Below are 12471 nucleotides of genomic sequence, written 5' to 3' on the forward strand. Positions count from 1 at the left end.
CTCCTGTGTTCACGCTTCACGCAGGAGCGAACGGCGCAACAGCTTGACCATCAACTCAGCGGCCTGCTCGTCGCTGTTCGGTCCGCTAGCCCCCGTCGGCTCGGACATCCGGCCCAGGACCGCCACGAACACCGCGCCTGCCACGTCAGCGTCGATGCCGGGCGGCAGGTCGACGGTGGACAACAACGCGGCAACCGCCTGGAAAATCGCGCCAATACCGTGGTCCACATCGGCGTTGGAGAGCTGTTCTGCGACCGTGCCGTCGAACCACGCCCGGATCACGCCGCGGTAGGTGCGATGGAATCGGACGTAGCCAAGCATCCATTCGGTCAGCGAATCCGCGGCCTTGGCAGGCAGGGCGGCGGCGTGCTTTTCGATCTCGGCGACCGCTCGGCGGGTCAGTTCGGCCAGGATCTTGTCCTTGGTGCTGAAGTACCGGTACAAGGTCGCGCGGCTGACATCGGCGGCGGCCGCGATCTCCTCCATGCCGATGGCGTAGTAGCCGCGTTCGGCGAACAACGCCGAACTGACCGACAGCACATCCTGCGGAATCGGCGATCCCGACGCCTCGACGGCCGCCGGTGTCGCCGCGGCATAGTCGAGGGCGCGGGGCGTGGTTCGTGCGCATCCGTCTCTTGCCGGTGCTACCACCTGCAACACGTCGGCTGGGGTCTCGGGGAACAGCATCAGCTGCAATGCACCGGTCAACGACCACGTCACGGTCGCGCGAGCGGGCAAAGGGAGCATGTCCCGGTACCGGTAGAGGTGAACCATGTGGGGGATCCGCCCGAGTGCTGCGGCCGCATCGTCGGCTTCCAGATCCCGCAGGCGTGTCCGCCGCAGCCGATCGGTGACGGTCTGATGGAACTGGGCGGCGGCCGAGCTGGCATCGATGACGGCCAACCCGGTGGCCGTGCCGATGCCCGGAAACTCGGCGAACACCGCGGCGTGGGCGTCGTAGATATCCGCCCATGCGACGAGCCAACGGTGCAGCGCATCCACTCCGTCGACTGTCGGGCCGAGTTCACCGAGGTGTTCACCGTGTGCCAGCACATCGCGTTCGGCCAGCGCACTCAGTTCGCGGAAGATCTCTTCCTTGCCCGCGAAGTATTGATACACGGTCGCACGAGAGGCGCCGGCCGCCCTCGCGATGGCGTCAAGTGAGGTGGCGTGAAATCCGTTGGCCAGGAACACTTCCGCGGCGGATCCGAGTATGCGCTCGCGGGTGTGCAGGCCGCGGCGTCCCACACCGTGATTGGCGGCGGGGGCATAGCCGGAGCGCCGCAACTTGTCGGGAGTGCGAGCCATGTGTGAATTATCCGTACGCGCCGACACGCTCATCGGGCCGACGGCGCTCCGGGCAGGTTGCGCTTGGCTTTGCCCGGATAGCCGAAGAACTTCTCGAAGTTGGCGTCGTTGATGGGCTGCGCGCTGTTGCGGGCTGCAGCGGACCGCAGTGCATCGAGGCGGGCCTGGGCCTTCTCGAGCGCCTCGACCGGCCCGGATTGCTGCAGGCCTTGCACCTCTCGCGCAGCCGCGGCGATTTCCAGGCGCAGTCGTTCGCCCGCTTCGCCGAAGGTCAACAGGTCGTGGTCGTCTTCATCGACCTTGTTCCGGCCTGCGTCTTCGGCGGGTCGGTCCGTGGATTCCATGTCGCGCCTCTCAACTGCTGGACGAATGTGGCATGTGTCATATAGTCTGTGAGACGAACCGTCAGAAAACAAGACGATATGTCAGAAAAATACGACCGATCGTCAGATGCGAAGGAGCATCATGCCGCTTCAGGATGACCACCAGATCGTGTCCGTTGATGACCACTTGGTCGAGCACCCACGCGTGTGGCAGGACAGGTTGCCGCAGAAATACCTCGAACAGGGCCCGCGCATCGTCGAGGAAAACGGCATGCATCTGTGGCACTACGACGGTCAGGTCTTCCCGACCATCGGCCTGAACGCGGTCGCCGGCAAACCGCCCGAGGAGTGGGGCATGGATCCCGTCCGCTACGAGGACATGATTCCGGGCTGCTACGACCCCGTCGCGCGGGTCGCCGACATGGACCTCGACGGTGTGCAGTCGGCATTGTGCTTCCCGTCGTTCCCGGGATTCGGCGGCGGCACGTTCCAGCGTGCCGAGGACAAGGACCTGGCACTGTTGTGCGTCAAGGCGTGGAACGACTTCTACATCGACGAGTGGTGCGCGGTGGCGCCCGAGCGCTACATCCCGCTGGCGATCCTGCCGACATGGGATATCGACGCATGTGTGGCCGAGGCAGAGCGCGTCGCCGCCAAGGGTGCGCGCACGATCTCGTTCCCGGACAGCCCGGTGCCGCTCGGTCTGCCGTCATTCCACTCCGATCACTGGGACGGCTTGTGGCGGGTCTGCTCAGACGCCAAGATGCCGGTGTCGCTGCACTTCGGGTCCGGCTCGTTCGTGCCGGGTTTCTCGTTCTCGACGATCAAGCCGGTCCCGGGTCAGATGGCGGTGCCCGACGCACCGTTCGCGGTCGCGACGGCACTATTCTCCACGAACCTGATGTGGTCCACGGTCGACCTGCTGTTCTCCGGCAAGCTGCAGCAGTTCCCGGATCTCCAGATCTCGCTCGCTGAGGGCGGCATCGGTTGGGTGCCTTACATCCTCGAGCGAACCGACTACGTGTGGGAGCGGCACCGCTACTACCAGAAGATTGACTTCGACACCCGGCCTTCGGATCTGTTCCGCAAGCACTTCTGGGGATGCTTCATCGACGACGAGCACGGCCTGACGAACCGGCACAGCATCGGCATCGACCGGATCATGCTCGAGATCGACTTCCCGCACAGCGACTCCAACTGGCCGAACTCGCGCAAGCGGGCAGCCGAGGTCCTTGCCGACGTGCCCGACGACGAGTGCAGGCTGATCGTCGAGGAGAACGCCCGCCGGATGCTCAACTTCCCGCGGGTGGGTGCGGTCGATCGGCAACTCGCCGGCGTCTAGAGTTTGCCCCGCGAGACCAGCTGTGCGGCAATGACGTTGCGCTGTATCTCGTTGGTGCCCTCGCCGACGATCATGAGAGGTGCGTCGCGGAAGTAGCGCTCGACGTCGTATTCGGTGGAATAGCCGTAGCCGCCGTGGATTCGGACGGCGTTGAGCGCGATTTCCATGGCTACCTCCGACGCGAACAGCTTGGCCATCCCGGCCTCCATGTCGCATCGCTCACCGCTGTCGTATTTCTCTGCGGCGTAGCGGGTGAGTTGGCGCGCCGCGGTGAGTTTGGTGGCCATGTCAGCCAAATAGTTGCCGACCGACTGGTGCTTCCAGATCGGTTGGCCGAAGCTCTCCCGCTCCTGCGCGTATTTCAGCGCGTCTTCCAGCGCTGCGCTCGCCACCCCTAGCGCCCGCGATGCAACCTGAATCCGGCCCGTTTCGAGGCCTTTCATCATCTGGGCGAATCCTCTGCCTGGTTCATCTCCGAGGATCGCCGCGGCCGGTACGCGGCACTCGTCGAACGACAGCTCGCAACTCTCCACGCCCTTGTAGCCCAGCTTAGGCAGGTCGCGTGAGACGGTCAGACCCTGACCGTGTTCGACCAGGACTATCGAGATGCCCTTATGGCGTGGCTGCGCTTGTGGATCGGTCTTGCACAGCAGTGCGATGAGGCCGGACCTCCGCGCGTTACTGATCCAGGTCTTCGCGCCGTTGATCACCAGCTCGTTGCCCTCGGCTCGTGCGGTGGTCGTCATCGCCTGCAGGTCGGAGCCGCCACCAGGTTCGGTGAGCGCCATCGTGGCCCGCATCTCCCCGCTCGCCATGCGTGGCAAGTACTTCTGTTTCTGTTCTTCGGTGCCGTACAACGAGATCAGCTTGGCGACCACGGTGTGTCCGCCCATCGCGCCGGCCAGGCTCATCCAGCCACGGGCTAACTCCTCGGTCACCTTCACATAGCAGGGCATCGATACCGGTGAACCGCCGTATTCCTCGGGCACGGCAAGCCCGAAGATTCCGATCCGCTTCATCTGTTCGATCCACGCTTCCGGGTACTCGTTGGCGTGCTCGACTGCGCGGACCGTGGGCTTGACGTCGCGGTCGACGAAGGCCCGCACGGTTTCGACCAGCATGGTCTCTTCATCGCTGAGCGCGACTGTCATTGCAGCTCCTATCGAACATAGATGTCAGAACCAAGTGGAACATAGCTCAGTTGATCGCCACAAATATCCACTGACTCTGCGATATGAGTCAGGAATATGTATCGACACAAGTGTCAGAATAAGTGTGGACTAGAGGTGTGTCGAAATAGCTAAAGCTTTAGCCTTATGCTGAAAACTTGGATGAGACCGTACGCCTGGACGGTCGAGCGGAGGAGGTCGTATGAAGGTTCGGCTCGAGCAGTCGAAGTGCGTGGGCCATGCCCAGTGTTACGCCGTCGACCCGGATTTGTTCCCGATCGACGACTCCGGCTACTCCATCCTGGGGGAGCGTGAGGTGCGACCGGAAGACGAGCAGCTCACCCGCGACGGGGTCGCGGCATGCCCCGAGCTTGCTCTCATTCTCGAAGACGGCTGACGGGCGCGCTTGCCAAGCGGCTGCATTAACCGGCACACTCCAGACATAGTTAACCAAGTTGACTTTGTGGAGTGCCATGCAGACTGCTGATTGGCGGCCGCGTCTCGAGTTGCTGCTCGCCGAGTTTCGTCGTCGTCAGGCCGACGTCGCTCGGTCGGGCGTTGAACCCGACCGGATCGAGGTGGCCCGCGCTTGGCACGCCGAACTCGTCGACCACCAGCTGGCTGCGCCTGGGTGGCCCCGCGAGGTCGGTGGACTCGACCTATCGCTGGCGGATCAGCTGGACTACTACCGGATGACCACGGATGCGGGTGTGCCACCGCATCCGTGTCCGCTGTCGTTCATCCTCGCCCCCACGCTCATCGCGCACGGCACCCAGCAACAGAAGGATCGCTTCCTCATACCGCTGCTGCGCGCGGATGAGTTCTGGTGTCAAGGGTTTTCCGAGCCTGGGGCGGGCAGTGACCTGTCGTCGCTGTCCACCCGCGCGGTCCGCGACGGCGACGTGTACCGGGTGACGGGGCAGAAGGTGTGGACCACGATGGCCGATCGCGCCGACTGGATGTTCGCGCTGGTGCGCACGGGGTCGGGGGGCAAACCATCGGACGGGATCACCTATCTCTTGATCCCGATGAAGAGCCCCGGGATCACCGTGCGTCCCCTGCGCGACATCAGCGGCGCGGCGCATTTCGCCGAGGTCTTCCTCGACGATGTCGCGGTGCCCGTCGAGAATGTGGTCGGCGACGAGGGCGCGGGGTGGTCGATCATGCGCACATCGCTGGGCCACGAGCGTGCCACCGCCTTTCTGGCCGACGAGTTCAAGTACCGGCGCACGGCCGACCGGGTGATCGATCTTGTCGTCGCACAACGGCTTGACGACGACCCGCTGGTCCGCCAGGACGTTGCTCGGCTGGAATCCGGGGTCCGCACCATCGCAGCCAACAGCGCCCGCGCGCTGGCCGCGGTTCTGCGCGGCGAGGATCCCGGCGGTATGGCGTCGGTGAACCGATTGGTGAAGTCGGAGTTTGAGCAGCACATGCATGCGCTCGCCCTGCGCGCGGCCGGTCCCTATGCGGCGCTGGGCAGCCGCGCACCCGACGCCGTCGACAAGGGGCGTTGGACGTTCGGCTATCTGATGAGCCGTGCGACCACGATCGGCGCGGGCACCGCGGAGATCCAACGCAATACCATCGCCGAGAGCGTGCTCGGGCTGCCGTCACACCGCGGCGAGGGCACCCGGGAAGCGGCCGTCACGCCCGGCGCCCCGCTCGCCGTGCCCGAGGAAGATGAACGGGAGCTGCGCGAGGTGCTGGCGGCGACACTGCAGGCCAAAGTGGACGAAGCAGCATTGCTCGACCGCAAGCGTCCCGTCGATGCGGCCGAGCCCGAAGTGTGGTCGGCGCTCGTCGAATTCGGCCTACCGGGCCTTGCTGTCGATGAAACCTTGGGCGGCGCCGGCGCCCGACCGCGGTTGCTGTACACGGCCGTCGAAGAGGCCGCCAAGGCATTGGCCCCGGCGCCGCTTGTCCCGACCGTGATCGGGCTCGACGTCGCGTTACATTGCGGCGCAAAGGCTTTGGTTAAGCGAATCACGGGCGGTGCAACGGCGGCGTTCGCCGTACCCGTCAACGACAGCGGCTGGGTGACCAGCGGCCCCGAGCTGCCCGAGTGGGACGGAACTGGTCTCTCCGGTGTGGTCCCGATCGTGGCGGGAGCACCACACGCCGAGGTGCTCGTGGCATTGGCTCGCGTCGCAGCCGGGGTGGGTGAGGTATTGGTGGCCGTCGACGCGTCCGCCGACGGCGTTGAGGTGACGGCCCAGCAGCCGCTCGACCTCACCGGCACCGTCGGCGCGGTGACCTTCAGCGGGGCGGCGGGGGAGGTGCTGGCCGACGGAACCGATGTGCCTCGGATGTTGGCCGCGGCGCGCCGCCGGGCGGCCCTGGCCGTGGCCGCGGATTCCGTTGGGGTTGCGTCGCGCGCGCTGGCGATGGCCGTTCAGTGGGCACGCGAACGGCATCAGTTCGGCCGCCCCATCGGCAGCTTCCAGGCCGTGTCGCACCGGTGCGCCGACATGCTGGTCGCACTCGAGGGCGCCCGCAGCCAGATCCTCGAGGCCGTCGAGTCCGACCTCGAGGAGTCGGGTTACCTGGCGGATTTGGCCGCCGCGGCCGCCCTCGATGCCGGTGTCGCCGCCACCGAGGGTGCGTTGCAGATCCACGGCGGCATCGGCTTCACCTGGGAGCACCCGATCCATTTGCTGCTGCGCCGCGCTCGGGCCAACTCCGTGTTGGTTGGCCGTGCCGACGCGCTGCGAGACCGGGCGGCCGGCGAACTGTTGGCGCCGTACCGACAACGGCGCTCCGAATAACGTTGAGGCGCTGAGACGTTCGTAATCAACAGGAAGACGGAAACGTGGAATACGGAATGGGTCCCGAACTGGAGGCCTTTCGCGCGGAGGTGCGGGCTTTCATTGCGGAGCATGCACCGCCCATACCGCCGCGGGCGGGCGTGCGCAGCGCTGAGAATGAAGCCGAACTCAAGGCGCTTCAGGATTGGACGGCGCGTCTGTTCGAAGCCGGCTACGTCGGCGCCGACTGGCCCGTGGAGTTCGGCGGCCGCGATGACCGCTCCGCTGAACACGCCATCGTGGTGGGCGAGGAGCTGGCCCGGGCTGCGGTGCCGGGCGTGCCGAGCGGTAACGCGCTGGCATCGCATGCGCTGATCCACTACGGCACCGATGACCAGCGCCGCAGGCATCTGCCCGAGATCCGCGCGGGTCGACAGCTGTGGTGCCAATTGTTCAGCGAGCCCGGTGCAGGAAGCGATCTGGCGTCGCTGCGTACCCGCGCTGTTCTCGACGGTGATACCTATACCGTCAACGGGCAGAAGGTGTGGACCACCGACGGACACTGGGCCGACTACGGATATCTGTTGGCGCGCACCGATTCCGACGCCCCCAAGCACAAGGGCATCAGTGCGTTTATCCTCGACATGTCCAGCCCGGGCATCACGGTGCGCCCGCTGCGCGAGCTGACCGGCACCTCGGACTTCAACGAGGTCTTCTTCGATTCCGTCGAGGTGCCGGCCGAGGCGATGATCGGAGAACCGGGACAGGGCTGGGCGATCGCAAACGCCACGTTGGGGCATGAACGTACCAGCGTGGGCGCCGCGGTCGTCAAGTTGAGGCTGGCCATTGAGGCATTGGTGCAACTCGCCTCGCACGTCACCGTCGACGGTCGCCTCGCGATCGACAACGACCGTATTCGTGATCGGATCGGCGAGTTCAGCGCCGAGGTGGAGGCGCTGTCCGCGCTGACGTACGCCAATCTCACGCGTTGGCTGCGTGGCACCGAGCGCATGCACGACGGCGCGATGGCCAAGCTGATGTTCAGCGAGCTGAATCTCGAGATGGCACGCTTCGCAGTCGAACTCGGCGGCGAGGCAGGCGTTTTAGTGGAGGGCGACCCGGACGTTCTCGACGGCGGTCGCTGGCAGGACGAGTGGTTGTACGCTCGGGCCTACACCATCGCCGGCGGCAGTTCGGAGATCATGCGCAACCTGATCGCCGAGCGGGGCTTGGCGCTGCCGCGGGATCGGCGCTGAATGTCAAGCCGTGAGCAGCGCCGCGCGGTGTTCGGCGACGCTCCCGTTGAAGGCTTCGTCGACCTTGATCCGGCGCAGGAACAGATGCAGATCGTGTTCCCAGGTGAAGCCGATGCCGCCGTGCACCTGCAGCGCCGTTCCGGCCACCTTGGCGGCGGCGGACTTCGTGTACGCCGCCGCCGCGGACGCGGCCCGGGACCGGGCAGCGGCCGACGCGGTGTCCAGTGCGAGCGCCGCGGCCCACAGCGTGGCCCGGCCGGCCTCCACCGCGACTGCCATGTCGGCGCAGTGATGCTTGACTGCCTGGAACGACCCGATCGGCGCGCCGAACTGCTCCCGCTGCTTGGCGTAAGACACCGTCATGTCGAGCAGTCGGGCCGCCGCGCCCAATGCGTCGAACGCCCGGTGCACCGCCAAAGCGTCGCGCAGCAGGGCCAGCGTGCCGGCAGGCAGCCGCGTCCAGTCGGCGATCGTCGCGTCGAGGTCCACGCGTGCCCACGAACGGCTCAGGTCGAGCGTCGACATGCCCGACAGCGTCGGGGCATTCAGGACCGCCAGGTACTCGCCGTCGTCCACGTGGCCTGCCACCGCGATGGAGTCCATATCGGCGGCCATCGGCACCGGACGGGTGATACCAGCCAGCCCCAGCGCATCGCCATCAAGAAGGGCGTCGGGACCGAGCGTCAATCCGGTCAGTTCGCCGTCTCCGGCGGGCGAGTCGACGTGGTCGAGCAGCCAGGCCGCGATATTGAGATCCGCGACCGGGAGCGAGCTGGCCGCGTATCCGTGCTCCTCGGCGAGGATGGCGAGATCCACATGGGTGCCGCCCATTTCGGGAGTGAGCAGCTCCAGAAGACCCGATTCCGCCGCATGCGCGACCGCCGCAGGATCGACGGTGACCGCAGCCGAGTCCAGCGTCGCGCGGACCCTGGCGATGGGGTCGTTTTTGGTGAGCCAGGCCCGCTCCGCCGCGGCGAGTTGATCCTGTTCGTCCGTCAAGCCGAAGTCCATCGCAAAACCTTTCACAAAGTTGACCTAGTAAACCATGTCCACTAGTTTCAGGAGAACGGCTATCCGCCGCGGAAGTCGATCCGGAAAGTCACGATGACGAGCATTGACGATGCGCTGGGACGGCTCTGGGACGCCGACGACGACGACCGCATGTTGGAGTGCGACGGACGCTGGGCGTCTTGGGGTTCCGTTCGGTCACTCACCGAGCGGATCGACCGGGAACTGACCGCCGCCGGGTGTCAGACCGGCGGCCGAGTCGCCGTCGTGCTATCCAATCGAATGGAGTCTGTCGCGGCGCTCATCGCCATCTTTCGGGGCGGACGGACGTTGGTGACCATCAGCCCGCTCCAGCCGCCGGACCGGCTGAGCGCCGACCTCGGGGCGTCCGCCGCTCCCTTCGTCCTTGCGCCTGCCGCGTTGTGGTCCGACGAGGTGTTCAACCGCGTCGTCGCCGATCTCGGGGCGACCGGCTGGAGGCTCGACGACGGCGAACTCGACCTGCAGGTACGGGGCACGACGGAAGCGGTGAGCGGCGATCCAGCGGTAGCCATCGAGATGCTGACTTCGGGCACGACGGGTGCCCCGAAGCGCATCCCGCTGACCCGCGCGCAGCTCGAGGCCTCCCTGGCTTCGGCGTTGCGGCACAACGATCGTCCGGAAGTGAGAACCAAGCCGCCGCTGACCGGAGCGGTCGGCCTGGTGACGTTGCCGATCGTGCACATTGGCGGGCTCTGGTCGTTGTTGCAGTCACTGGTCGCGGCCCGGCCGATCGCGATGCTCGATCGATTCACGGTGCCGGGTTGGCACGCCGTGGTGAAGCAGTATCGGCCCGCGGTGGCAGGGCTGCCCCCGGCGGCCATGCGATCGGTGCTCGACTCCGACATTCCGCGGGAGGACCTGGCGAGCATCCGAGCCATCAATGCGGGTACCAGTCCCGTCGACCCAGCGTTGGTCGATGCGTTCTTCGAGCGCTACGGCATCCCGATCCTCGTCGTCTATGGCGCGACCGAATTCTCCGGCGCCGTGGCCGGATGGACGGTGAAGGACTTCCACTCGCGGTGGGCCGACAAGAAGGGCAGCGTCGGACGCGCCTTTCCCGGTGTGCGGTTGCGGGTCGTCGACGACGATGGCGCCGCGGTCAGCCGGGGGGTCACCGGCAGGCTGCAGGTTGCCACGCTGCAGGCCGGCGGCGCCGGAGACTGGATCACGACCAGTGACCTAGGGCATCTCGATGAAGATGGTTTCCTCTACATCGACGGCCGCGCGGACGACGTGATCGTGCGCGGCGGTTTCAAGGTGTCCCCGGAGACGGTCGTCCGCGCATTGCGTGCGCACCCGGCGGTGGCAGATGCCGCCGTCGCGCCCATGCCGGATCAGCGGTTGGGCCAGATTCCGGTTGCCGCAGTTGAATTGCGCCCAGGCGCCGCCGCCGATGGCGAGGCGCTCCGGGAACACTGTCGGGCCACACTGACGCCCTATGAGGTGCCCGCCCGCATCTTCGTCGTCGACGAGTTGCCTCGTGGAGCGGCACTCAAGGTCGATCGTCGGCGTTTAATCGCACTGCTCGAGGACCTTGGCGTGCCGATCGGTCAACCGGCCGCCGCAGGCTGAAACTCCGGCACTGCCAATCCAATCGGAAGGAGACATTATGGCTGAAACCCTGACAGAGGTGACCCGCCAAGCCGCCGTCGTCGAGCGGCGGGGCAACGTCGCGCTCATCACCATCGACCGGCCAGATGCGCGCAACGCCGTCAACGGCGCGGTCAGCACGGCCGTCGGTGACGCACTCGAAGCGGCGCAGCGCGATCCCGAGGTGCGGGCCGTCGTCCTTACGGGTGCCGGCGAGAAGTCGTTCTGTGCCGGAGCAGACCTCAAGGCCGTCTCTCGCGGCGAGAATCTCTACCACGCGGAGCACCCTGAATGGGGCTTCGCCGGTTACGTGCACCACTTCATCGACAAACCCACCATCGCCGCAGTGAACGGCACCGCGCTCGGCGGCGGCTCAGAGCTCGCCTTGGCCAGCGATCTGGTGATCGCCTGCGAGAGTGCGAGTTTCGGACTTCCTGAGGTGAAACGCGGCCTGATCGCGGGTGCGGGCGGCGTGTTCCGGATCGTCGAGCAGCTGCCACGCAAGGTCGCGTTGGAGTTGGTGTTGACAGGTGAGCCGATGACAGCCTCCGACGCCTTGCGGTGGGGCCTGATTAATGAGGTCGTGCCGGACGGCACCGTCGTGGAAGCCGCCTTGGCGCTCGCCGAGCGGATCACCTGTAACGCGCCACTGTCGGTACAAGCCAGTAAGCGGATCGCCTACGGTGCCGACGACGGGATCATCGGCGCCGAGGAACCCAAGTGGGAACGCACGATTCGCGAATTCACCGAGTTGTTGAAGTCTGAGGACGCCAAGGAAGGTCCGTTGGCCTTCGCAGAGAAGCGTCAACCCGTATGGAAGGCACGCTGAAATGGGTCGAGTGCAGGACAAAGTGGTTCTGGTTACCGGAGGAGCCCGCGGTCAGGGCCGCAGCCACGCCGTCAAACTGGCCGAGGAGGGCGCTGACATCATCCTCTTCGACATCTGTCACGACATCGAGACCAACGAATACCCACTGGCGACATCGCGTGATCTCGAGGAAGCCGGTCTGGAGGTGGAGAAGACCGGCCGCAAGGCCTACACCGCCGAGGTCGACGTGCGAGACCGGGCGGCCGTCGGCCGCGAACTCGCGAACGCGGTCGCCGAATTCGGCAAACTCGACGTGGTAGTTGCCAATGCCGGCATCTGCCCACTGGGCGCTCATCTGCCGGTTCAGGCCTTCGCCGATGCCTTCGACGTCGACTTCGTCGGCGTCATCAACACCGTCCACGCCGCGCTGCCGTACCTGACGTCCGGCGCGTCGATCATCACCACCGGATCGGTCGCCGGCCTCATCGCAGCCGCCCAGCCCCCCGGCGCCGGCGGCCCGCAGGGCCCGGGCGGCGCGGGCTACAGCTACGCCAAGCAGCTGGTGGATTCCTATACCTTGCAGCTCGCCGCACAGCTCGCCCCACAATCCATCCGCGCCAACGTTATTCACCCGACAAACGTGAACACCGACATGCTCAACAGTGCGCCGATGTACCGGCAGTTCCGACCAGACCTCGAGGCGCCGAGCCGCGACGACGCCCTGCTGGCCTTCCCCGCCATGCAGGCGATGCCCACCCCCTACGTCGAAGCCTCGGATATCTCGAACGCGGTCTGCTTTCTGGCCTCGGACGAATCCCGGTATGTCACGGGCCTGCAGTTCAAGGTCGACGCCGGCGCAATGCTGAAGTTCTAGGAGG

11 protein-coding genes are annotated in these 12471 nt (G+C 66.1%); 7 read left to right on the top strand and 4 right to left on the bottom strand.

The features are described 5' to 3' along the window. Window positions 1-9 precede the first annotated feature (9 nt). Together OCU_RS31920 and OCU_RS31925 are read right to left on the bottom strand one after the other, a co-directional pair. A complete protein-coding gene (locus tag OCU_RS31920; RefSeq protein WP_009953791.1) occupies window positions 10-1308 on the bottom strand; it encodes a TetR/AcrR family transcriptional regulator in 1299 nt (432 codons plus the stop codon). A 29-nt stretch (window positions 1309-1337) separates the two neighbouring features. Further along, a complete protein-coding gene (locus OCU_RS31925; protein WP_009953792.1) occupies window positions 1338-1652 on the bottom strand; it encodes a hypothetical protein in 315 nt (104 codons plus the stop codon). A gap of 121 nt (window positions 1653-1773) precedes the next feature. Here OCU_RS31925 and OCU_RS31930 point away from each other — a divergent pair, with 121 nt between their 5' ends. Further along, complete coding sequence (locus tag OCU_RS31930; protein WP_009953793.1) at window positions 1774-2973, top strand: amidohydrolase family protein; 1200 nt, start codon at window positions 1774-1776, stop codon at window positions 2971-2973. Here OCU_RS31930 and OCU_RS31935 read toward each other — a convergent pair. Then, window positions 2970-4124, bottom strand: coding sequence for an acyl-CoA dehydrogenase family protein (locus OCU_RS31935; protein WP_009953794.1), 1155 nt, complete (start codon window positions 4122-4124; stop codon window positions 2970-2972). The two genes, OCU_RS31930 and OCU_RS31935, sit on opposite strands and share 4 nt — an antisense overlap. A gap of 220 nt (window positions 4125-4344) precedes the next feature. On the opposite strand from OCU_RS31935, the gene OCU_RS31940 reads away from it, so the two are divergent. The 3 genes from OCU_RS31940 to OCU_RS31950 all read left to right on the top strand — a co-directional run bounded on the left by OCU_RS31940 (window position 4345) and on the right by OCU_RS31950 (window position 8145). Further along, window positions 4345-4539: a ferredoxin gene (locus tag OCU_RS31940; protein ID WP_009953795.1), complete on the top strand. Its 195-nt coding sequence runs from the start codon at window positions 4345-4347 to the stop codon at window positions 4537-4539. A gap of 76 nt (window positions 4540-4615) precedes the next feature. After that, a complete protein-coding gene (locus OCU_RS31945) occupies window positions 4616-6910 on the top strand; it encodes an acyl-CoA dehydrogenase family protein (protein ID WP_014379524.1) in 2295 nt (764 codons plus the stop codon). Between the two features lie 44 nt (window positions 6911-6954). Continuing rightward, entirely contained in the window at window positions 6955-8145 is a 1191-nt protein-coding gene (locus OCU_RS31950) for an acyl-CoA dehydrogenase family protein (RefSeq protein WP_009953797.1), read from the top strand. Window positions 8146-8148: 3 nt separating this feature from the next. On the opposite strand, the gene OCU_RS31955 is transcribed toward OCU_RS31950, so the two are convergent. Then, a complete protein-coding gene (locus tag OCU_RS31955) occupies window positions 8149-9156 on the bottom strand; it encodes an acyl-CoA dehydrogenase family protein (RefSeq protein WP_009953798.1) in 1008 nt (335 codons plus the stop codon). Window positions 9157-9249: 93 nt separating this feature from the next. Between OCU_RS31955 and OCU_RS31960 the strand changes: the two genes are divergently transcribed. From OCU_RS31960 to OCU_RS31970, 3 genes are read left to right on the top strand one after another with little or no spacing between them, the layout of a single operon-like run. Continuing rightward, window positions 9250-10767: a class I adenylate-forming enzyme family protein gene (locus tag OCU_RS31960; protein ID WP_014379526.1), complete on the top strand. Its 1518-nt coding sequence runs from the start codon at window positions 9250-9252 to the stop codon at window positions 10765-10767. Between the two features lie 37 nt (window positions 10768-10804). Further along, window positions 10805-11614, top strand: a complete 810-nt coding sequence (locus OCU_RS31965; RefSeq protein WP_014379527.1) for a crotonase/enoyl-CoA hydratase family protein — start codon at window positions 10805-10807, stop codon at window positions 11612-11614. 1 nt (window position 11615) lies between these two features. After that, window positions 11616-12467, top strand: coding sequence for a mycofactocin-coupled SDR family oxidoreductase (locus OCU_RS31970; protein ID WP_020188806.1), 852 nt, complete (start codon window positions 11616-11618; stop codon window positions 12465-12467). Window positions 12468-12471: the final 4 nt, after the last annotated feature.

The organism is Mycobacterium intracellulare ATCC 13950, from assembly GCF_000277125.1.
GTDB classification, from domain to species: domain Bacteria; phylum Actinomycetota; class Actinomycetes; order Mycobacteriales; family Mycobacteriaceae; genus Mycobacterium; species Mycobacterium intracellulare.